Consider the following 19,973-nt stretch of genomic DNA (forward strand, 5'->3'; position numbering starts at 1 on the left):
GCACGCGGGGAAGCAGGGACCCGGGAGACTATTCTTGGTCGACCACCGACAGGAGCCAAGACCATGAAGTTGCCCGTTGCCGAATTGCACATCCACCTCGAAGGAACGCTCGAACCCGAGGCCATCCTGCGCCTGGCCAAGCAGAACGGCGTCACGCTGCCGTGGCCGTCCCTGGAACAGCTGAGGGACCAGTACGACTTCAGCAATCTTCAGTCGTTCCTTGACCTGTTCTACACCAACCTTGCGGTGTTGCGGACCCGTGCCGACTTCCACGAGATCACCCTGGCCTACCTGCGCCGGGCCGAGGCCTCCGGAGTGCGGCATGTCGAGTTGTTCTTCGACCCGCAGGCGCACCTGGAACGCGGGATCGGGCTGGGCGAGGTCATCGGGGGCATCCGCGAGGCGCTGCGCGAGGGCGAGGAACGCTTCGGCATCACGCACAAGCTCATCGCCTGCTTCTGGCGGCATGCCCCGGCGGCCTCGGCCATGGAAATCCTGCGCACGCTTCTTGCCGAAGGGCACCAGATCGACGGCATCGGACTGGATTCCTCGGAGTTGGGCTATCCGCCCGCGCTGTTCCGGGCGGTCTTTGACTATGCGCGCGACCATGGGCTGCATGTGGTGGCGCACGCCGGGGAGGAGGGGCCGCCGGAATACATTGTCCAGGCCCTTGACCTGCTCAAGGTTGAACGCATCGACCACGGAATCCGCTGCCTCGAGGACGAGGGCCTGGTCCGGCGGTTGGTCTCGGAGCGGATGCCGCTGACCGTGTGCCCGCTCTCCAACGTGCGGCTGCGCACCGTCGACACCCTGGCCGACCATCCGCTGAAAGAGATGCTGGTACGGGGATTGAATGTTTCCATCCATTCGGATGACCCCGCCTATTTCGGCGGCTACCTTGACGCCAACTTCGAGGCGGTGGACCGGGAGCTGGGCCTGACGAACGCCGAGCGGGCGACACTGGCACGGAATTCGATCGAGTCGTCCTTCCTCGAGGAGCCGGCGAAGTCCCGCCTGTGCGCCGAGGTGGACTTCTGGCTGTCGGCCGTGGGCCGGGACAGGTAGGCAGCCGTTAAAGTAGCCAAGGAAGTGCCCGTTTTGGGGGGAACGGGCACTTCCTTGGCGGAGGATCGCGCCGGAATTCCGGGGGAACCAGGACGCGATTCTCACGGGCGTCGACAAGGGGATGGTGCTCCCGGCGACGGCCCTTTTTGGGCACCAGGGAAGTCCCCTGCATGGGGGAGCAGGAAATTCCCTGGCGGATCGGGGTCCTCGAACGGGGTCCCGCGGGACCCCGTTCGTGGAGGGGGAAAGGGTTCCTAGGGAACCAGGTAGTTGCTGTCGCGGGCGTCGGTGATGAGCATGTGCCCCGGCGCGTGGCCGATGGCCAGCGCGGGCTTGGATTCCATGACCGCGGCCTGCGGCGTGACCCCGCAGGCCCAGAACACCGGGATGTGCCCGGCCGGGATTTCGACGGCGTCGCCGAAGTCCGGCTTCGAGAGGTCCGTGATGCCCAGCTCCTCCGGGTTGCCGATGTGCACCGGGGCCCCGTGCACCGCCGGGTAGCGCGAGGTGATGCGCACGGCATCGGCGACCTGTGAAGCGGGGATGGGGCGCATCGACACCACCATGGGCCCTGACATGGAGCCGGCCGAGGCGCTGCGGATGTTCGTCTTGAACATCGGCACATTCACGCCCTGGTCGATGTGGGCGATCTTGATGCCGCCCTCCATCAGGGCTGTCTCGAAGGTGAACGAGCAGCCGACGATGAACGTCACCAGGTCATCTCGCCAGTACTCGGCCAGGTCCGTGGGCTCGGCGATCTTCACGCCGTTTTCATAGACCATGTACTTCGGCACGTCGGTGCGGATGTCCCCGCCCTTCAGCAGGTCCCCGCTGGTCTCCCCCGCGTCCAGCACGCCCAGGATCGGGCAGGACTTGGGGTTGCGCTGGGCGAAGAGCAACACGTCGAAAGCCTGGTCCCTGGGCACGATGATCAGGTTGGCCTGGGCGTAGCCGAGGGAGAAGCCGGCGGTCGGAACCGTCAATCCGTTGCGGAACAGTTCGCGTGCCTGGGCCGGGGACAGCGTTGCGCGCTCCCCTGCTCCGGTTGTTGGAGAATTGGCGGTTGTCATTTCTGCTGGCGTCCTTTCGAAGGGGCGGACCTGTTGGCAAGGTGTTGCCGGGGCGGTGGTGTGGGCGGGCTAGGCCCAGAGCTTGGACAGGCCGGCCAGGGAGTTCCAGCCGAGGAAGAGCGTCAGCAGCCAGGTCACGACACCGACGATCAGCAGCCACTTGGGGTACGCGTAGCCTTGCAGCAAGTCGCGGCGGCGCCAGGCGGCATAGAGCAGGACCGCGAAGCCGACGGGAAGGATCAGGCCGTTGAAGGCCCCGGCGAAGATCAGCAGCGTCTGCGGCGCCTGGCCCAGGAACATGTAGATGACCGCACACACGGCGATGAAGGCGACGGTGAGCAGGTTGCGGGTGCGTTCCGGGGTGGTGGACTTGGTGATGAAGGAAACCGAGGTGTACGCGGCTCCGATGACGCTGGTCAGGGCGGCGGCCCAGAGGATCACGCCGAAGGACCGCATGCCGATGTCGCCGGCGGCGATGCCGAAGGCCTCGGCGGCCTTGTTGTTCGTGGTCAGCACGGCTCCGCCGGCGACGACGCCGAGGATGGCCAGGAAGAGGAGAACGCGCATGATGCCGGTGACGATGATGCTCAAGATGGAGGTCTTGGTGATGTCCTTGACGTTCTCGATGCCGGCGGCGCCGGAGTCAAGCATGCGGTGGGCACCGGCGTAGGTAATGTAGCCGCCCACGGTGCCGCCGATCAGGGTGGTGATGATCAGGAAGCTGATGTTCTCCGGAAGCACCGCGTTCTTCAGGGCCTCGCCCACCGGAGGTGCGGCGACGATTGCCACATACAGCATCAACAGGATCATGATGGCGCCGAGCAGCACCACGATCTTGTCCAGGGCCATGCCCGCGCGCTTGGAGAGGAAGATCAGGATCGCCACGGCGGCGGAAATGATGCCGCCGACCTTGGGGTCAAGCCCCATCATGGCGTTGAAGCCCAGGCCGGTTCCGGCAATGTTGCCGATATTGAAGACCATGCCACCGATGAAGACCAGACCCGCCAGGACCCAGCCGATGCCGGGGAGGACCTTGTTGCCGAGTTCCTGGGCACGCAGGCCCGAAACGCCGATGATGCGCCACACGTTCAGCTGGACGGCGATGTCCACCAGGATGGAGACGACGATCGCGAAGGCGAAGGAAGCGCCGATCTGGACCGTGAATTCAGTGGTCTGGGTGATAAAGCCGGGCCCGATGGCGCTGGTTGCCATGAGGAACATGGCGCCCAGCATTGCGGTGCGCCTGGCTGAAGTGCTGAGCTTCGGTTTCGTGCTAGGAGTGGCCATGATTCCATCCATCGGGTTGCGGGTGACTGCTGTCACAAGTGGGAGCGATGAGAAGTACACTACAGGTTGTTGAACAATCTTGACAAGAGGTTGTTCAACAATTTATTTCGGCCCCCCTCCCCCGACGCCGGAGGGAACCCGCGGAAAGGACTCCCGACCCGCGCACGACAAGGCCCTCCCCGGCGCCGTGGTTCACCAGCGCCGGGAAGGGCCCAAACAGTCGCGGCTCAGGCGCCGTGTTCGTACGTGAGACAGTCCGCATTGTCCGCACCGGGCCCCACGCGCACCGAGTCCGCTGCACACATCAGGTGGTCATTGTGGGTGCATTCCATGCGCTGGCAGGCACCCACCGAGGCCAGGATCTTGGGCAGGCCGCCGTGCACGCCGGTGTCGATGAACGTCGCGCATTGCGCGTGGTCGGTATTTCCGCCGATGGTGATGCCGGAGGCCCCGCAATGGGTGTGGTCGTTGAACGAGCAATTGGATACGGAACATTCGGTAACGGGCACGGTGACTGTCATGATGCACTCCTCGAACCGGCGGTCTCGCGGATTTCGAACCGCTCTGGATACCACGGTAACCCCAAACCGCGCCCGGAAATTAGTGATGTTTATGGGCCCTAATCCGGCGGCTTGCTACCCACGGGTACAGGATTCCGGGCGCGCAATTCCGCGCGCGGAACATGCCCAAATCCCGATCCCACACCACGCCCGCCGTGACGCGCGCCACGCGCGCGATGTCACCGCGGCTGTAGCCTGAGCAAGTGAAGTTTCTCAATGATCTGCAACCAACCCACGACCTGACCTACAACGACATCTTCATGGTTCCCTCGCGCTCGGCGGTGGTGTCCCGGTCCGGGGTGGACCTCACCACGCCGGATTCGGTGGGCACCTCCATCCCGCTGGTCGTTTCGAACATGACGGCGGTGGCCGGCAAGCGCATGGCCGAAACGGTGGCCCGCCGCGGCGGGATCACGATCCTGCCCCAGGACATCTCCCTGGCCGCCCTGCAAGACATGGTCGAGAAGATCAAGCGCGCCCACCCGGTCTTCGAAACCCCCATCACCGTGGACGTCAACGACTCGGTCTCCACCGCCCTGGCGCTGCTGGGCAAGCGCTCGCACGGTGCGGCGGTGGTGCTGGAGGGCCACCGCCCGGTGGGCATCGTCGCGGAAAAGGACTGCCTGGAAGTCGACCGCTTCACCCCGATTCACCAAGTCATGACCTCCGAAATCGTCACCGTGGACAAGGACACGCACCTCGACTCGGTGTTCGAGACACTCAGCACCCGACACCTGGGCATGGTCCCGGTGCTCGACGGCGAGCACCTCGCCGGGGTGTTGACCCGCAAGGGCGTTCTGCGGTCCGCGCTTTACACCCCGGCAGTGGATCCCGCAGGAAACCTGATGGTCGGGGCAGCCGTGGGAATCAACGGCGACGTGGGCGCCAAGACCCGCGACCTGCTCGAGGCCGGCGTGGACGTCATCGTGCTGGACACCGCCCACGGCCACCAGGAGCGAATGATCGAGGCCCTGCCCCTGGCGGTTGCGGCCCGCGACGACTTTGCCCAACGCACCGGGCGCCGGATCCAGATCGCGGCGGGAAACGTGGTCTCCGCTGCCGGCACCCGGGACCTGGCCGAGGCCGGCGCAGACATCCTGAAGGTCGGGGTGGGGCCCGGCGCCATGTGCACCACCCGGATGATGACCGGGGTGGGACGCCCGCAGTTCTCCGCCGTCCTGGAATGCGCGGCCGCGGCGCGCGAGGCCGGCGTCGAGGTGTGGGCCGACGGCGGCGTCAAATACCCGCGCGACGTGGCCCTGGCGCTGGCGGCAGGCGCCGCCAGCGTGATGGTCGGATCCTGGTTCGCGGGGACCTACGAATCGGCAGGGGACCTGGTCTCCGACGGCGAAGGGCGGCTCTACAAGGAAAGCTTCGGCATGGCCTCGGCCCGCGCGGTGCAGCAGCGCACCAAGCACCAGTCGGCGTTTGAGCGGGCCCGTGCGGCGCTCTTTGAGGAAGGGATCTCACACTCCCGCATGTACCTGGACCAGCACCGGCCGGGCGTGGAAGACCTCATCGATTCGATCGTTTCCGGGGTCCGCTCAGCCTTCAGCTACGCCGGGGCGGACTCGATTGCCCAGTTCCGCGAGCGCGCCATTGTCGGGGTGCAGTCCGCCGCCGGCTATGAGGAGGGGCGTCCGCGCGAGGTCTCCTGGTAAAGCCGGGCTACAGCCAGGGCACCGCGCCCTGGCTGTGCTCGAAGACCAGCGAGGTCTGCGTCGTGGCAACCGCTGGGTTTGCCGAGAGGTTGTCGAGCACGAACTGGCGCACGTCCTTTGAGTCGCGCACCGCGACGTGGATCAGAAAGTCGTCGGCACCGCCCAGGAAGAAGAGCTGGGTGACCCCGGGCTTGGCGCGCATTTCCTCGGCAAAGCTCGACATCAGGTGGCGGGCGCCCGGGCGGATCTTCACGAAGATCAACGCCTCGAGCGCGTGGCCCAGGACCTCGGGATCGATTTCCAGGGTAAAGCGGCGGATGACCCCGGCAGAGCGCAGGGCGTTGAGCCGGGCCAGGCAGGTCGATGGCGCGATGCCCAGTTCCTCGGCGAGCGAGTTGTTGGTGCGGCGGGCGTTCTCCGTGAGCATGCGCAGCAGCCCGCGGTCGATGTCATCGAGCTCCACGGGGCCGGCCTCGCGGGGGTTCCTTGTCGTGATGGCCAAGTCTGTACCCAGCTTTCGCAATGTTTCGTTGGTTTCCTGAATCCTACCGACGAATATTTGCCAAAGACCTCAACACGCTGCAGGAAGCCCAAGACTAGTCACCAATGTCGTCGTTGGGGTCGGTGTTGTCGCGGTCTTCCATTTCCGTGGTGCAGTCCTCGGGGAGACCAATGCTTTCAACATCTTCCATGAGCCATCGGGTACCGTCCCACTCCATCGTGTAGTCCATGGTCCAGATCGAACATGCCTGGTCCATGGTTCCGGCAGGACTGTGGAGAACCGGATCCTGGGCCGTCACCAGCCTGGCGCGAGCTGTCACGGTGTCATCGGCCCCCTTCACGTCATCAACCAGCAATCCAAGCCAATACGAGGTTGAGATCCCATCCGACCATTCCGGAAGGCTTCCAATCCTGCCCAGGATGTTGCCCGTGAAGATCGAGTAGGCGGATTCGTAATTGCCGTTGTTAATGGCTTGGCCGTGCGCCACCAGGCTCTGTGCAATGCCCGGAGCCTGGTCGTGGGACGAAAGGACTTCCGAGTAGACGGCGGTGCCGTCCGGAGCCGGTGCATTCGCGCAGGATTTTAATGCCACCATTGTGCTGCGTTCTTTCCACTCCGTTACTGCAACAGAAATACGCGGAGCGATCACGGCATAGCCCCATCCGTTGACCGGCGATCCATCCGCCGTCATCCGTACCCCGCTGACAAGCCCGACCACTTTCCCGTCCTTCGTAATCAAGGGGCCACCGGAATTTCCCGAATCCACGGATGCGTCGATCCTGATCATGTTCTCAATGGGCCCCGATTCATAGCGTGCGGTCTGGTCCCCGGCCGACACGGAACCGATGGTGGCAGTGAATCCGCTGTTGGATTCCCTTTCGTCCTTCACTGTCAGGTTCTGCGGGAACCCCAGTGCCTGTATCTCGGTGCCGATTTCCGGGTCACCGTCAATGAATGAAAATTGGTGCCCTTCACTGGTCCGGGCAAGACGGACCAATGCAATATCCGACCTGTCGTTGGTTCCCAAGACCTGGCCGCTCACCAGCTCGTCGTCGACTCGCAACGTGATTTCGGCGGCGTCCTTCACTACGTGTGCCGCTGTCACCACCAAATCGTCATCGATGAGGAATCCACTGCCCGCACCCTCGTTCTCGCATCGCGTGACCAGCAGGTGTGCCACCCCGGAGCGTGCGTCCTTGATGACGTCCGTCCATTCGGCGACCGGTTCCGTGCTCGATGCGGGGGCGGACGGCGCCTCTGAGCTCGGAGTCGGGTTCTCGACAGGGCTGGTGGTTACCGGGGATGATACCTGCGAAGGGACGGCGGGAGAAGTGTCCGTCGGCTCGGGCGAGGCATCAATCATGACGCAGGCGCTGAGCGAAACCCCCAGAAACACGGCCGTCAAGATTCTCGATGCGGACCGTAGGTTCTTATTACAAATCGCCATTGCCAAGCTCCCCAAGAGACTCACACGCCGAACAACATTTTCCACAGACTAGTCAGGGATGGCACGAGTAGCCAGAGTGAACCCGGAACGATGGCGCAATCGTTATGTACTGCTCACGCCGCTGATCGACGATATTCGCCTCAGCTGTCGCGCCGGCGGTAGCGGATCCAGGCCAAGGTCGCGATGAGAAGGACCAGCGCCCCTGCAACGATCCACTGCCATCCCAGGGCCAGCCACGCGTAGATCACCGCCATGCCAACGGTGGAATAGATGGTGGCCCAGATCAGGCACCCGACAATGACGGCCGGAAGGTAGCGCAGCACCGGCATCCGGGCGACGCCGGCGCTGGCATTGACGGCGGTCTGGATGCCCACTGTCATGAAGGATAGCGGAATGGCAAACACGCCCCAACGCTGGATGAAGCGTTCGGCTCGCCGGTAGATTGGGCCGGTCAGCACATGCTGGAAGCGGGTGTGCTCCACCCCGGCGGCGATGCCTCGGCCAATCCAGTAAGTGGTGTTGGCCCGCGCCATGGCCAGCAAAAAGAGGAACGCGAAGGCCCAGCCAAACGGTGCGTCGCGTAACCATGCCATGGGTCCCAGCCTATCGGTGCTGCCGCCCGTTGTGCGGTTTTGGTGAGCCACCAGACACCGGCCGGCGCGGGCCGTGCGACGCCTAGGGTACCGAGCGGATGTTGCGCACCAGCAGGGCGCCGAAGATGCCAATGACCGCCGCAACGATGAACAAGGCCGTGTAACCGCCCAGCACCTTCACGGCGAAGAAGGCCAACGCCGGGGCGATGACCTGCGGCAGCGAGTTGGCCACATTGATCACGCCCATGTCCTTGCCACGGGATTTGGCCGAGGGCAGGACCTGGGTCAACAGCGCAAAATCGACAGCAAGGTAGGCGCCAAAACCAAGCCCCAGGACGGCGGCACCGATGAGCGCGCCGGCGAAGTTCTGCGACACCGCGATGATCAGGGCGGAGGAGGCCACGACGATCGAGGAGACGATCACGAAGATCTTGCGCTTGCCGGACCTGTCGCTGATCGGACCCAGGAGCACGGCGCTGATGATGACCATGATCGCGTAGATGCCGGTCAGGATCAGCACTCCTCCGGCGGGGTCGGGGTACTTGACGACGTCAGTGAGGAAGAACAGCAGGTACACGATGGTCATCTGGTTGCCGGTGTTCATCATGAACCGGGTCAGCCAGGCCCACCCGAAGTCCCGGTGGGTCATCGGGTTGATCCAGAAGCCCTTGGCGAAGTCCAGCAATTTGAAGGCGGGACGGAACTCGCGCGGCAGGGCAGGGTCGTTGGCACGCAGCACGTAGGGAATGACGGAGACGACCAGGGCTGCGGCGCAGATGATGTAGCCAACGGCGATATTCCCCGTGATCATGAAGCCCACCACGGCACCCAGCAGGATGCCCACGGTTTGCCCCATGGCCGCCAGCCCGCCGATTCCGCCGCGCCGGCGTTCCGGCACGCGGTCCGGGATCGTGGCGGTGACCGCGGCATAGGCGGAGTTGGCACCTGCCTGCAGGCCGCACCAACCCAACAGCATCAACCCGACGGTGGTGGCCCCGGAAAGCATCAACAGCGAGGCGGCACCCAGGATGGCCCCGGCGAGAATCCAGGGCGAGCGACGCCCCATCTTGGAGACGGTGCGATCCGAGAGCGCCCCGAACAGCGGGTTGGCCACCAGCGCCACGGATGCGCCGCAGGCGGTGACCAGCGACAGGATGGCTTCCTTGGACCCGGCGTCGATGGCCGTGGCCTGCAACCCGAGCAACACGTTGATGGGGGCAAAGAAGACAATGTTGATGCCGATGTTGATGGCGACAACCGAGGCTACCCAGCTGCGCTTGACGTTTACCGTTGGTGTGCGCAGGGCCTCGGGAAGTCCCGCCTCGCCTCCTCCGGGAAGCGTCGCGGGATCGTTGGGGTTATGCGTCATTTAGAGCACGCCAGAAAGCAGGCCGGCTCCGGTGCCGACGACCAGGGCGGCAATCAGCAGCCAAGTGATTACTTTTACGCGTTTGCGAATCGATTCCATAGTGCGTTTATCGTAGGCGAGATACACAGCGAATGTCCCGTTGGAGAAGACGCCATGGCGCAGTGTGTAACGTCTTTCATCCAATCGGCGGCTTAGGCTGGTGACATGAGCAAAACCGGTTCCGAGGCACCCCTGTGGGCACCGCGCCACAGCGGCTGGAAAATGGCGCACCATCTTCTGCCATCTTTTGTGTTGTTCGCCTTTCTGGCCGGCACCGGAATCTATGCCGCACTGCATGCCAGTCCCGTGTTGTCCACGGCACTGATCGCCAGTGCCCTGGCGGTATTGCTCGGCGTGGCATCCGCCTACCGGCGCCCCACGGAGGATCACGCCGCGGGCACCGAGGCCGTTCTGACCAGCACGGGGCCGCGCGCCGCCACGTGGTTCCCGATGTTCCGGACCTCGGCCCAATGGGCAGCCGTGGTGATGGGTCTGGCGGTGGTGATTTTGGTCGCCACCGTGGCACTGAGCGCCCGGCTGCTGATCCTCCAGGACTACGACCCGCTGGTCCTGATCATCTTGTTGGCGATTTTTCTGTTGGCCACCGGCGTATACGTGCTGAACCGCGGAATCCGGTTGGCCCGCATTGCGGCAGCGTCCCAGGAACCCGGTGTCTACCTCACCCGCAGCCGCATTGTGGTCCATGGATCGCGCGGCGCCAGGGAAATCTATTGGAACGATGTCGCCGGCATCGAGGCGGCCGATCCCGCACGGCACAAGCCCCTGGGCAAGCGCGGCCCGGCCTGGATCGTGGTACGCCAGGAGGCCGGGGAACAGGCACGGGCAGGAAAAGTGGTCATCCTGGTCCATGAACTCACGGCCAACCCGGACCAGCTCCTGCGCACCTTGGAGCATTACTGGGCCAATCCCGGAGACCGGGCCGAGCTGGGCACCGGGGCGGCCCTGGTGCGCGTGGCAACCTTGCGTCCGATTCCCTAGCAGGGGGGTCACGGGGCGTCGGTTCCCGGGAACAGGAGCACACGTCCGTCCCTGACCTCGACCTTGTGGGTGCGGGCATCGTTGAGCGCCGGCAGGCAAAGCACCTTGCCGTCCCGCAGGTCGAAGCGCGAGGAATGCAGCGGGCATTCGATCTCGTCCCCCTCGATCCACCCCTCGGACAGGGAAGCAACCTCGTGCGGGCACTCATCGTCCAGGGCGTAGTAATCCCCCGCCTCGGTGCGAAAGAGGCCGATGTCCTCCGGATACCCGCTGGTCTCTCCCGAAACCAGCACGGCAGTGCCCGGTTCCAGCATGTCCACCTCTCCCAGATCCACGGTGCGCGGGCTGTCTCCGGTGGGTTCGGTGTCCATCCTGGCTCTGCCTTCCTGCTGGCGGGGGGGCAAGCACCATCATGCCGTTGTCCCGCCTCCAGTCTGGCCCCGCCGCGGCACGGAGGCAAGGAAGAACCGAAGTGTGCCGACGGCGAACGGCTGATCTTGTATTCCATGCCCCGCGTCCAGTGGGTACTCTTGCGCCATGAGACCCCTTAGGTACTCCATCAACGTCACCTTGGATGGGTGCTGCGATCATCGTGCGGGAGTCGTCGACGAGGATCTGCATCGACATGCTGTTGAGAACCTCGTCCGGGCCGACGCCCTTCTCTTTGGCCGGGTGACCTACCAGATGATGGAGGAAGCGTGGCGGTCGCCGGGGGCTGCCGGGGTTGCGGAGGCGAGGCCCGCTTGGATGGAGCCCTTCGCCCGGACGATCGACGCGGCGAGGAAGTACGTCGTCTCGAGCACCCTGGAAAGCGTCGATTGGAACGCAGAGCTCGTGCGCGGGGACCTGGAAAAAGCCGTCCGACAGCTCAAGGCAGAGACCGGCCAGGGAATTTTCGTGGGCGGCATGAAGCTTCCATTGGCGCTGGCGGAGTTGGGGTTGATCGATGAGTACGAGTTCGTGGTGCATCCCCGGTTGACGGGCCACGGGCCAAAGTTGTTCGAGGGATTGTCCAGGCATATCGATTTGCGACTCGTGAGCCGGCTGGAGTTCGCCTCGGGGGCGGTGGCCATGCGGTACGAGCCGAAAGGCTAGGCCACGGGTCCGGTCGCGGTCGGCGAATGCCCCGCCTCCTCGCCCGGATCCTGGTGACCGTGCCTAACGTGCCAGCTTCTTCAGTTGAATTCCCGGATCGGCGAGCGCCGCGGCCTGGACGATGATGCCCTTGTCGATGATGCGCCGCGCAGCCTTGATGGTCAGTCCCCCATCGATGGCCGCTGCCCCCAGCATCCGCCCGTCGGCCGCGATGCGGAAGGCGGCCACGGGTTCCCCCTCGTTGATCCGCAGGATCGTGGTGCCCTCGGCGTTCATGTCCCCGACTCCCTCCACGTGGGTGCCGTGCCGGTCGGACCAGAACCAGGAGGCGCCGTGCACCGGCAGGTCCTGCTCCAGGATCGCCGCGGCGGCGGTGGCCCCGGTGTTCATGGCGTACTCCCAATGCTCACCGCGGCGCAGCAACGTTCCGTCGGGCCTCCGGGTACGGGCCATGTCCCCCACGGCGAATACGCTCGGGTGCGAGGTGCGCTGGTTTTCATCGACCAGCACCCCGTTGTCGGTTTCGAGTCCCGCGGCCTGCGCCAGCTCGGTGTTGGGGATGATGCCGATGCCCACCAGCACCTCATCGCACTCAACGACCCGGCCGTCAGCCAGCTCCAGCCGGTGACCGTCGGCAGTGCGCGCGATGCCCACGGGGGCGCCGTGGATGACGGTGATCCCGGCGTCGGCATGCATGGCGTGCAGCCGCCTGGCCAACTCGGGGCCGACCGCGGGAACCAGAGGCGGGTCCATGGGGTCAACGAGCGTGACCTCAGCGCCCAGCTGCCGGGCCGAGGAGGCGACCTCGGCACCGATGAGCCCGGCCCCGACGATGGCCAGCCGCGTCCCGGGGACGATCTTGGCCCGCAGCCTGTCTGCATCCGCGCGGTCGCGCAGCACCAACACGGAGTCCAGGTCCCCGCCCGGGATCGGGAGCGGGCGTGCGGAGCCGCCGGTGGCCAGGACCAGGCGGTCGGCATGCAGCGTGCGACCGTCCTCCAGTTCCACCCCCAGGGGCTCGAGTTCCAGGGCGCGCACCGTGCCCGGAAGAAGTTCCACCCGGTGTTCGGCGAACCATGAAGCGGGGGCCAGCTCGATGCCCGCGGCATCCTTATCCCCCAGCAGGTAGCCCTTGCTCAGGGGCGGACGGTCATAGGGGATCCCTGCCGGATCGATGATCTGTAACGTTCCGGCGTATCCGCGGACGCGCAGGTTCTGCGCCACGGTGAATCCGGCCAGGCCGCCTCCAACGATCAGGATGGATTCGATGTTCATGGATGTTACCGATCTGTCGATGTGGTCGAGGCGGGGGGGTGGCGGGACTCCCGGTCCGGCACTTCCCTTCCCCCATCATCGCGCGTGCGCGCCGCGGCGCACAAAGCGGCGCCGCCCCGGAGGGCGCGGGGCCCGCATAAATTTCTTGCACCAGTGCAATGCTTGCCAAGCGGTCTTCACGGGTGATGGCGACTTTGAATCCTGTGTCCGCCGATTTCGTGCCGCAGGTTGGCACGATTCATCCCCCGGCACCCGGGCACGCGTCTAGGGTGGAGCTAAACCACCGTCCGGCTCACCGAATTACGCAGGAGTTTCACGATGACCGTCACCCAGATTCCCGATTACACGACCGACGCCTTCTTCGGCCTCGAAGACAAGTGGCTTCAAACCGCCGAAGGCGAAATCACCCACTACCACGAGCTCGGCGAGGGCACCCCGATCCTCTTCCTGCATGGCTCCGGCACCGGCGTCACCGCCGCCGCCAACTGGTGGCTGAACCTTCCCGAGTTGGCCGCCTCCGGCCGCTGCATCGCCATCGACTCCGTCGGCTACGGCCAGACCGTCGTGCCCGAGGGCATCGAATACGGCATCAAGGAATGGGTCCGCCACGCCGTGCGCGTCCTGGACGCCCTGGGCATCGACAAGACCTGGATCGTCGGCAACTCCATCGGCGGCTGGGTCGCCATGCAGTTCGCCATCGACTTCCCCGAGCGCCTGCTGGGCATCGTCTCCATGGGCACCGGCGGCGCCAAGAAGACCGCCGCGCTCTCCGGCCACGCCAAGCCCGAGCTTTCCGAGGCAGGCATCCGCCGCACCCTGGAACAGTTCGTCGTCGACAAGTCCCTGGTCACCGACGAACTCGTCGCCCTGCGCTACGCCTCCGCGCTGAACGACACCGCCTCGGACCGCCTCGTCGAGGTCGTCACCGCCCGCGACCGCGACCGCGACGCCCTGCCGCTGGACTTCGAGGTCCTGGGCAAGCTCGAGATTCCGGTGCTGCTGGTCCACGGCATGCAGGACGTCGTCATCCCGGTCAGCCGCACCCACGAACTCCAGGCCGTCATCCCCACCGCCGACTCCCACATCTTCAACCAATGCGGCCACTGGTCCCAGGTCGAACGCGCCAACGAATTCAACCAGGTCATCAAGGCCTACCTCGCACTGCACATGGCCAAGTAGTTTCGCCAGGCAGCCGCCCGCAAGCCCCGCCCGTCCGCAAGCCCCGCCCGTCCGCACCAGGACCGGCGGGGCTTCCGTCGTTCCGGCCAGCGGCATGAACCCTGCCCCATCTGGGCACCACCCCAATAGGCTCGTGAAGAACCTGCGGCCCAAACAAGGTTGCCGCGCCACTGCGAGAACCATCCCGGGAGCCAACGAACATGAAGCTTTGGGCACAAGAATTCGACATCCAAGAACTCAACGACAAGGCCAAGGGCACGTTGAACGCAATCCTGGGCATTGAAATCACCTCGTTCACCGAGGCCACGCTCACGGGGCGCATGCCGGTCAACGAGCACACGATCCAGCCGGCAGGGGTGCTGCATGGCGGGGCTTCGGTGGCGCTGGCCGAGACGCTGGCATCCTGGGCCGGATCGCTGACCGTGGACGCGGCACGCTTCCACGTGGTCGGCCAGGAAATCAACGCCAACCACCTTCGCGCCGGCATTGCCGGGCAATGGGTCTACGGAGTAGCAAGCCCCATCCACGTGGGCCGCAAGACCCAGGTCTGGGAAATCAGGATCAGCAACGAAGTCGGCAAGCTTGTGTGTATTTCACGCTGCACGCTGGCTGTGCTGGAAACACCGGGCCAGTACGCGCGGGCCGAGGAGCGGACAACGGCCTGACGCGGGTCCGAGGCCGGCGCCCGGTTAGCCTTCGGACGCGAACTGCGCCACGTGCGGCGCGGTGGTGGTGATGTGCAGCAGGGCCTTGCCATCGGGCGTGCCGAAGACATGCTCGACATCGGCCGGGAAACGCAGGAAGTCCCCTTCGGACAATTGCACCAGCTCGGCGCCATAGCGGATTTCGACCAGGCCCTCGATCACATAGACCTGGTGGAGCGATCCTGTGCTCAACGTGGTTCCGTTGGCGCCCTCCAGCGGCGTCGCGACAGCCAGCAACTGGGTGCGCACATAGCCCGATCCATAGATCTGGTCCAGGTCCCGGGTTGGGCCCTGCGGCCTGGCACTCCATTCCCCCTCGGCCTTGCGCCGCATGAGGACGGGAGAGCCCCACTCGGTCAGCAGGCCGCCGATCCGGACGCTCAACGCACGCGCCACTTCCTCGAGCGTGCCGATGGTGGGATTGCCAAGGCCTTGTTCGATCTTGGACAGGGTCTGCTTTGACACACCCGCGCGGCGGGCCAGCTCGCCAAGGGACAGCTCCCGTTCGGTGCGGATTCGCTGGATGTTCCGTGAGACCACGTTGTTCATCGCCATGCATCTATCGTCACTTATAGATGACAATTTGTCATGTTTGACATGCGTCACTTTCCCCACGACACTTGTAACACGCCCGAAAACTTCCCAGTATCTCTCGGGTGGCAACGTTGGAGGTTTCCCGAGATGTCCCTGAGCCCAGTTCAGCAACGCGATGACCGCACCGCAGTGGACAAGGCCATGTCGCTGCTTAACGCCTTCGGTCAGGATTCAGTGGGCGGCGTCGGTGTCAGCGAATTGGCGCGCCGGGCCGATCTTTCCAAGTCAACCGCTTTCCGCCTGCTGGGGATGTTGCAGCGCAACGGGGCGGTGGAGCGGGCGGGCAACGCCTACCGCTTGGGCAAGATGATCCTGAGCCTCGGCGATACCCAGGAATCGGCAGCGCACGGGCGGATGCGCGATGTGCTGACGCCCTATCTCGCCGACCTTTATGAACTAACCAAGCAAACCGTGCACCTGGCAGTGCTGCAGGGCACCGACGTTATTTACCTCAATAAGCTCTACGGGCATCTGCAGGTTCGCAGCCCCTCACGGATCGGCGGCATGGCACCTGCTTATTGCACCGCGGTGGGCAAGGTCCTGCTGGCCTTCGACCCCGCGAGTGCCGACGAGGCGCTGCGTAGTGAAATGTCGGCATGGACCCCGCACACCATCACCGATCCGGAGGCGCTCCGGATAGAACTGGCCACTATCCGCAAGGAGCATGTTGGCTTCGATCGGGAGGAAATCCTGATGGGCCTCAATTGCATCGCCGCTCCCGTGATGGGCCCGGGAGGCAAGCCAGTGGCGGCCTTGTCGATTTCCGGTCCCACCGGCAAGTTCATTCCCGACTCGCAATCCGAGGTCCTGCGCAAGGTCTGCTATGCGGCCTCGCGCGCCGTCGCCGCGGTCAGCGCACGCCAGCGGCAGCAGCTACGCCATGCGCAAACCGCATAGGGATCGGGGCAAGAAGGAACCGGCGGGTGCCTCTGGCGCGTTCATAGGCGCCGGCGACACCCGCCGGTCTTGGAGCACGGGCTAGACGGTGGGAACCTCGTCGATGTTCCGCGATTCCTCGAGCACCCAAGCCGGTTCGGCGGTCAGCAGCGCGAACGACCCGCGATGCAGGTCCACCTCCACCACGAACCGGTACCCAGCCGTCTCTGCGATGCCAATGGTCTCCAGGTCGTCCTCCGCACAGGCCATGACCAGGCGGCGGCAGGCGGGGTCGGCGTCCATCACGGATTCCGAGGCCAGCTGGATTGCCTCGGCCGGCGCACCCGCGTCGGGAAGCAGGAGCCTGTCGCGCAGCCCCGAAGGGTAGGTGGCGGCGAATTCGGAATCCACGATCCGCATCACGTCCACCGTGGCCACCTGGCTTCCGGCTCGGCGGATGATCAGCGTGGATTCGTGGCCCGGCGCGGCCGCCGCGGCCTCGCAGGTCCATTCGGGACCCAGTGCGTCGGGCCACCTGAGCAGGTCGACGTCGTCGTGGGCGTGGTCGTGGTCGTGCCCGGACATTACTTGGCCTCCAGGGTGTTGTTGGCCAGCAGGCGTACGGCCGGCTTGTCGAGCTTGCCCGATCCATTGCGCGGGACCGCCCCCGTGATGATGAGCCGCTTGGGAAGCTTGTAGCGGGCCAGCAGCGAGGCGGAGAATTCGCGCACTTCCTCGATGCTCGGGACGGTTCCGTCGGCACAGCTCATGACCGCGACCACGGCCTCTCCCCACTGCTCATCGGTCACACCCACCACCGCGACGTCCAGGACGCCTGGGTATTCCATCAGCGCACGCTCGACCTCGGCCGGGTAGACGTTCTCCCCGCCGGTGATGATCATGTCCTTGAGCCGGTCGACCACGTACAGGAACCCATCGGCGTCCCGGTAGCCGATGTCCCCGGAGCGGAACCAGCCATCGGAGAACGCCGACTCGGTGGCCTGCGGATTGTTCCAGTAGCGCTTGGTGACGTTGGGTCCCTTGACCAACAGCTCACCGGTTTGTCCGGCTTCCTCCACCTCGACCCCGGTCAGCGGGTCAACGACCTTGATCTGGGTGAACGGCATGGGCACCCCGCAGGAGCCCGGACGCTGGTGGGTCAGTTCCGCCGGAAGGTAGGTGGCGAAGGGAGCGGTCTCGGTCAGTCCCCACGCCTGCTGCACCTCCACCCCCTTGGCCTGGTACTGGCGCAGCAGGATCGTAGGCACCGGGGCACCGGCGCAGATCAGCGCGCGCAGAGATTCAAGTTTCGCGTCGGCGAATTCGTCGGCCTGGGCCATCGCCGACAGCATGGCCGGCACCAGGAACGCCTGGTTGACCTTGTACTCATGGATGTCCTTCAGGGCCTGCCGGGGGTCGAAGGTGCGCCGTACCACCACGTGGCCGCCGCGCACGATGACCCGGATGGTCAGCGCGTTCAGCCCGCCGATGTGGAAGAGCGGGGCCACGGCCAGGTTGGTGTCCCCGCGGCGGGTGTCCACCAGCGAGTCGACGTTGACCGAGTTCCACCAGATGTTGCCGTAGGACAGTTCCACGCCCTTGGGCTGCCCGGTGGTGCCGGAAGTGAACATGAGGATCGCCAGATCGTCCTCGTCGGCGCCCTGGATGGCCGGTTCCGCGGCACCGGAGACGCCCTCGCGCACCCACGCCGATGCCGGCGTCCAGGGTGCGGCGATGGTCGCGGGTGCGGGAACGGCGGGGTCGTCGTCGATGAGCAGCAGGGCCATGTCGCCGGTCTCGACGTCCGCGTAGCCGAGCATGGTCTCGAGGGTCTCCCGGTGCCCGGGCTCGACGAAGAGCGCCCGCGGGTTGCACTGATCCAGCAGCCCGGCGATCTCGCGCGGCGCCAGGCGGAAGTTCAGCGGGACGAACACGGCCCCGAGCCACCAGCAGGCAAACATGGTGCGCATGAAGGAGACCGAGTTCAGCCCCAGGTAGGCAACGCGCTCCCCCGGCGCCACACCGGCCGCGTGGAGCGCCGTGGCCTGCTCGCGGACCTCGGCGAAGAACGAGGCGTAGTCCCAGGTGCGCTCCTCGTAGGTGAACAGGAGCTGGTGGGGGAAGTAGATGGTTTGGCGTTCGAGCCCCACCACGGGATTGCGGTCGATGAAGTTCACAGGTGGTCTCCTCCAGCTGCCTGGGCGCCGAACCCGCGCACGGCAATGCCGCCGTCCGCGGGAATGATGGCACCGGTGATGTTACCCGCATTGGCCTTCGAGGCCAGCAGGACGTAGGACCCGGTGAAGTCCACCGGGTCGACCGAGGCGTGGTGCAGCGGGATCAGCGGGTTGTTCCCGGTGATCTCCGAGCGCGCGAACGACGCCGCGATGGTGCGGTTTTCCAGGCCGGTGGCACTCGGTCCGCTCAAGTCTGTGTCCATCCCGCCCACCGCCACGCCGTTGACCCGCACCTTGGGTGCGAGTTCGTAGGCGAGCTGGGTGACCAGGCCGCGGGCAGCGAACTTTGCTGCGGTGTAGACCGGGCCGCCGCCGGCCGGATGGAAGGAGGCGTTGGACAGGGTCATGACGACCGAACCGTTGGCTGCGACCAGTTCCTTCCAGGCGGCCTGGACGGTGAGCAGGTAGCCCTTGACGTTGATCTCGAAGAGCTCGTCGAAGCTTGCACCGAGTTCCGTGGGTGAGAGCCGGGTCAGGGAACGGTTGAAGTCCCAGATCCCGGCGTTGGGCACCACGGTGTCGAGCTTGCCGAAGCGCGTCACGACGTCGGTGACCGCGGAGGCCAGGGAGTCGGCATCGCGCACGTCCCCGGCGATGGCCATCATCCGCGAGGGATCGGCCGAGGCATCGACGACGGTCTGCAGCTTGGCAGCATCGCGGCCGAAGATCGCCACGCTCGCCCCCTCGGCGAGGTAGCGGTCGGCCACCGCGCGTCCGATGCCGGAGCCTCCTCCGGTGATCAGGGCGACGCTGCCCTCGAGCCAGCCTGGTGCCGTGGTGCTCATGATCTGCTCACTCTCGTGTTATTCCATTGATGTGTAGGGACTGGAGGGACGGTGCCCCTGCCTGCAGGGTCTAGAAGAAGGTCGACAGGTTCTTGGCCTGCAAAACATTCGCATCGAAAAGGATCTCGCGCTTGGCGACTTTGAAGCCTCCGTCGGGCTGGACGCGGACCACGTCGGTGCGTCCGCCGGCGTAGATGTCGGTCTCGGTGTGCAGCCGGTTCCGGTAGACCAGGAAGGCGCAGCGGACCGTGAGTTCGGAGTCCCCGGTGTGCCGCACCATCACGTTGGAGATCAGGTGGCGGGTGCGCGAGGGCGGGTCTTCGGCCCAGGCCATGCCCGAGTCGTAGCGGCGGATGCGCCAGGCCAACGACTCCTTGGTCTCGTCGAAGTAGGCTGCCTCCCCCGGTTGCCCAATGGACAGGGCGGCCTGGCGGCGCAGCCTGTTGGTGCGCAGCGGGGCAAAGTAGAAAAGGTCCTCGTCGAAGATCTCCAGCCAGTCGGCGAAACGCCCGTCGTCGAGCAGCTCGGCCTCGTGGAAATAGAACTGCGCCACTGCGTGGGTCAGTTCGGCGTCGGCCAGACGCACCTGGAACTGCGTGCCGGTTTCCTGGGTCATGGTGTTTCCGTTTCTTTGGA

At 65.4% G+C, this 19,973-nt stretch carries 21 protein-coding genes; 7 read left to right on the forward strand and 14 right to left on the reverse strand.

The features are described 5' to 3' along the window. Positions 1–63 precede the first annotated feature (63 nt). On the forward strand, positions 64–1,065 hold the full coding sequence (locus ABD687_RS09805) for an adenosine deaminase (RefSeq protein ID WP_310291731.1): 1,002 nt from the start codon (positions 64–66) through the stop codon (positions 1,063–1,065). Between the two features lie 254 nt (positions 1,066–1,319). On the opposite strand, the gene ABD687_RS09810 is transcribed toward ABD687_RS09805, so the two are convergent. From ABD687_RS09810 to ABD687_RS09820, 3 genes are all read right to left on the reverse strand, one after another. Further along, complete coding sequence (locus ABD687_RS09810; RefSeq protein WP_310291729.1) at positions 1,320–2,135, reverse strand: putative hydro-lyase; 816 nt, start codon at positions 2,133–2,135, stop codon at positions 1,320–1,322. Positions 2,136–2,204: 69 nt separating this feature from the next. Continuing rightward, positions 2,205–3,422 carry an NRAMP family divalent metal transporter gene (locus tag ABD687_RS09815; protein WP_264270156.1) on the reverse strand — a complete coding sequence of 406 codons (1,218 nt, stop codon included), beginning with the start codon at positions 3,420–3,422 and terminating at the stop codon, positions 2,205–2,207. Positions 3,423–3,649: 227 nt separating this feature from the next. Beyond that, positions 3,650–3,943, reverse strand: coding sequence for a DUF1540 domain-containing protein (locus ABD687_RS09820; protein ID WP_302264509.1), 294 nt, complete (start codon positions 3,941–3,943; stop codon positions 3,650–3,652). A 242-nt stretch (positions 3,944–4,185) separates the two neighbouring features. Between ABD687_RS09820 and ABD687_RS09825 the strand changes: the two genes are divergently transcribed. Continuing rightward, positions 4,186–5,643, forward strand: coding sequence for a GuaB1 family IMP dehydrogenase-related protein (locus ABD687_RS09825; RefSeq protein ID WP_310291724.1), 1,458 nt, complete (start codon positions 4,186–4,188; stop codon positions 5,641–5,643). A gap of 7 nt (positions 5,644–5,650) precedes the next feature. Here the strand turns inward: ABD687_RS09825 and ABD687_RS09830 are convergent, their stop codons facing one another. From ABD687_RS09830 to ABD687_RS09845, 4 genes are all read right to left on the reverse strand, one after another. Further along, complete coding sequence (locus ABD687_RS09830; protein ID WP_254455817.1) at positions 5,651–6,070, reverse strand: Lrp/AsnC family transcriptional regulator; 420 nt, start codon at positions 6,068–6,070, stop codon at positions 5,651–5,653. 169 nt (positions 6,071–6,239) lie between these two features. Continuing rightward, the gene (locus ABD687_RS09835; protein ID WP_310291722.1) at positions 6,240–7,541 is read right to left on the reverse strand and encodes a S1C family serine protease; all 1,302 of its coding nucleotides are present in this window, start codon (positions 7,539–7,541) and stop codon (positions 6,240–6,242) included. Between the two features lie 191 nt (positions 7,542–7,732). After that, positions 7,733–8,185 (reverse strand): DedA family protein, encoded by a 453-nt coding sequence (locus ABD687_RS09840; RefSeq protein WP_310291719.1) that lies wholly within the window; start codon positions 8,183–8,185, stop codon positions 7,733–7,735. 82 nt (positions 8,186–8,267) lie between these two features. Beyond that, positions 8,268–9,554 (reverse strand): MFS transporter, encoded by a 1,287-nt coding sequence (locus ABD687_RS09845; protein WP_310291715.1) that lies wholly within the window; start codon positions 9,552–9,554, stop codon positions 8,268–8,270. Positions 9,555–9,758: 204 nt separating this feature from the next. On the opposite strand from ABD687_RS09845, the gene ABD687_RS09850 reads away from it, so the two are divergent. Further along, the gene (locus ABD687_RS09850; RefSeq protein ID WP_310291712.1) at positions 9,759–10,592 is read left to right on the forward strand and encodes a hypothetical protein; all 834 of its coding nucleotides are present in this window, start codon (positions 9,759–9,761) and stop codon (positions 10,590–10,592) included. An 8-nt stretch (positions 10,593–10,600) separates the two neighbouring features. Here the strand turns inward: ABD687_RS09850 and ABD687_RS09855 are convergent, their stop codons facing one another. Continuing rightward, positions 10,601–10,963, reverse strand: coding sequence for a non-heme iron oxygenase ferredoxin subunit (locus ABD687_RS09855; protein WP_310291710.1), 363 nt, complete (start codon positions 10,961–10,963; stop codon positions 10,601–10,603). A gap of 166 nt (positions 10,964–11,129) precedes the next feature. On the opposite strand from ABD687_RS09855, the gene ABD687_RS09860 reads away from it, so the two are divergent. After that, on the forward strand, positions 11,130–11,687 hold the full coding sequence (locus ABD687_RS09860; protein ID WP_310291707.1) for a dihydrofolate reductase family protein: 558 nt from the start codon (positions 11,130–11,132) through the stop codon (positions 11,685–11,687). A gap of 63 nt (positions 11,688–11,750) precedes the next feature. Here the strand turns inward: ABD687_RS09860 and ABD687_RS09865 are convergent, their stop codons facing one another. Beyond that, on the reverse strand, positions 11,751–12,962 hold the full coding sequence (locus ABD687_RS09865; RefSeq protein ID WP_310291704.1) for an NAD(P)/FAD-dependent oxidoreductase: 1,212 nt from the start codon (positions 12,960–12,962) through the stop codon (positions 11,751–11,753). A 318-nt stretch (positions 12,963–13,280) separates the two neighbouring features. On the opposite strand from ABD687_RS09865, the gene ABD687_RS09870 reads away from it, so the two are divergent. Both ABD687_RS09870 and ABD687_RS09875 read left to right on the forward strand, forming a co-directional pair. Continuing rightward, on the forward strand, positions 13,281–14,141 hold the full coding sequence (locus ABD687_RS09870) for an alpha/beta fold hydrolase (RefSeq protein ID WP_302264501.1): 861 nt from the start codon (positions 13,281–13,283) through the stop codon (positions 14,139–14,141). A gap of 200 nt (positions 14,142–14,341) precedes the next feature. Further along, a complete protein-coding gene (locus ABD687_RS09875; protein WP_302264499.1) occupies positions 14,342–14,806 on the forward strand; it encodes a PaaI family thioesterase in 465 nt (154 codons plus the stop codon). A gap of 24 nt (positions 14,807–14,830) precedes the next feature. Here the strand turns inward: ABD687_RS09875 and ABD687_RS09880 are convergent, their stop codons facing one another. Further along, the gene (locus ABD687_RS09880) at positions 14,831–15,400 is read right to left on the reverse strand and encodes a helix-turn-helix domain-containing protein (RefSeq protein ID WP_302264498.1); all 570 of its coding nucleotides are present in this window, start codon (positions 15,398–15,400) and stop codon (positions 14,831–14,833) included. A gap of 126 nt (positions 15,401–15,526) precedes the next feature. Between ABD687_RS09880 and ABD687_RS09885 the strand changes: the two genes are divergently transcribed. Further along, positions 15,527–16,336 (forward strand): IclR family transcriptional regulator, encoded by an 810-nt coding sequence (locus ABD687_RS09885; protein ID WP_302264497.1) that lies wholly within the window; start codon positions 15,527–15,529, stop codon positions 16,334–16,336. A gap of 81 nt (positions 16,337–16,417) precedes the next feature. Here ABD687_RS09885 and ABD687_RS09890 read toward each other — a convergent pair whose 3' ends face one another. The 4 genes from ABD687_RS09890 to ABD687_RS09905 all read right to left on the reverse strand — a co-directional run bounded on the left by ABD687_RS09890 (position 16,418) and on the right by ABD687_RS09905 (position 19,953). Continuing rightward, the gene (locus tag ABD687_RS09890; protein ID WP_310291699.1) at positions 16,418–16,900 is read right to left on the reverse strand and encodes a hypothetical protein; all 483 of its coding nucleotides are present in this window, start codon (positions 16,898–16,900) and stop codon (positions 16,418–16,420) included. Next, positions 16,900–18,492, reverse strand: a complete 1,593-nt coding sequence (locus tag ABD687_RS09895) for an acyl-CoA synthetase (RefSeq protein ID WP_310291696.1) — start codon at positions 18,490–18,492, stop codon at positions 16,900–16,902. The genes ABD687_RS09890 and ABD687_RS09895 overlap by 1 nt, the downstream gene beginning before the upstream one ends. Beyond that, entirely contained in the window at positions 18,489–19,337 is an 849-nt protein-coding gene (locus ABD687_RS09900; protein WP_310291692.1) for an SDR family NAD(P)-dependent oxidoreductase, read from the reverse strand. The genes ABD687_RS09895 and ABD687_RS09900 overlap by 4 nt, the downstream gene beginning before the upstream one ends. Positions 19,338–19,407: 70 nt before the next feature. Next, the gene (locus tag ABD687_RS09905; protein WP_310291690.1) at positions 19,408–19,953 is read right to left on the reverse strand and encodes an aromatic-ring-hydroxylating dioxygenase subunit beta; all 546 of its coding nucleotides are present in this window, start codon (positions 19,951–19,953) and stop codon (positions 19,408–19,410) included. Positions 19,954–19,973 lie beyond the last annotated feature (20 nt).

It is taken from the genome of Paeniglutamicibacter sulfureus (assembly GCF_039535115.1).
GTDB lineage: Bacteria > Actinomycetota > Actinomycetes > Actinomycetales > Micrococcaceae > Paeniglutamicibacter > Paeniglutamicibacter sulfureus.

Coding starts and splice junctions, on each gene's coding strand:
- ABD687_RS09805 (WP_310291731.1), top strand. CDS start 64: ATGAAGTTGCCCGTTGCCGAATTGCACATCCACCTCGAAGGAACGCTC.
- ABD687_RS09810 (WP_310291729.1), bottom strand. CDS start 2,135: ATGACAACCGCCAATTCTCCAACAACCGGAGCAGGGGAGCGCGCAACG.
- ABD687_RS09815 (WP_264270156.1), bottom strand. CDS start 3,422: ATGGCCACTCCTAGCACGAAACCGAAGCTCAGCACTTCAGCCAGGCGC.
- ABD687_RS09820 (WP_302264509.1), bottom strand. CDS start 3,943: ATGACAGTCACCGTGCCCGTTACCGAATGTTCCGTATCCAATTGCTCG.
- ABD687_RS09830 (WP_254455817.1), bottom strand. CDS start 6,070: ATGCTCACGGAGAACGCCCGCCGCACCAACAACTCGCTCGCCGAGGAA.
- ABD687_RS09840 (WP_310291719.1), bottom strand. CDS start 8,185: ATGGCATGGTTACGCGACGCACCGTTTGGCTGGGCCTTCGCGTTCCTC.
- ABD687_RS09845 (WP_310291715.1), bottom strand. CDS start 9,554: ATGACGCATAACCCCAACGATCCCGCGACGCTTCCCGGAGGAGGCGAG.
- ABD687_RS09850 (WP_310291712.1), top strand. CDS start 9,759: ATGAGCAAAACCGGTTCCGAGGCACCCCTGTGGGCACCGCGCCACAGC.
- ABD687_RS09855 (WP_310291710.1), bottom strand. CDS start 10,963: ATGGACACCGAACCCACCGGAGACAGCCCGCGCACCGTGGATCTGGGA.
- ABD687_RS09860 (WP_310291707.1), top strand. CDS start 11,130: ATGAGACCCCTTAGGTACTCCATCAACGTCACCTTGGATGGGTGCTGC.
- ABD687_RS09865 (WP_310291704.1), bottom strand. CDS start 12,962: ATGAACATCGAATCCATCCTGATCGTTGGAGGCGGCCTGGCCGGATTC.
- ABD687_RS09870 (WP_302264501.1), top strand. CDS start 13,281: ATGACCGTCACCCAGATTCCCGATTACACGACCGACGCCTTCTTCGGC.
- ABD687_RS09875 (WP_302264499.1), top strand. CDS start 14,342: ATGAAGCTTTGGGCACAAGAATTCGACATCCAAGAACTCAACGACAAG.
- ABD687_RS09880 (WP_302264498.1), bottom strand. CDS start 15,400: ATGGCGATGAACAACGTGGTCTCACGGAACATCCAGCGAATCCGCACC.
- ABD687_RS09885 (WP_302264497.1), top strand. CDS start 15,527: ATGTCCCTGAGCCCAGTTCAGCAACGCGATGACCGCACCGCAGTGGAC.
- ABD687_RS09890 (WP_310291699.1), bottom strand. CDS start 16,900: ATGTCCGGGCACGACCACGACCACGCCCACGACGACGTCGACCTGCTC.
- ABD687_RS09900 (WP_310291692.1), bottom strand. CDS start 19,337: ATGAGCACCACGGCACCAGGCTGGCTCGAGGGCAGCGTCGCCCTGATC.
- ABD687_RS09905 (WP_310291690.1), bottom strand. CDS start 19,953: ATGACCCAGGAAACCGGCACGCAGTTCCAGGTGCGTCTGGCCGACGCC.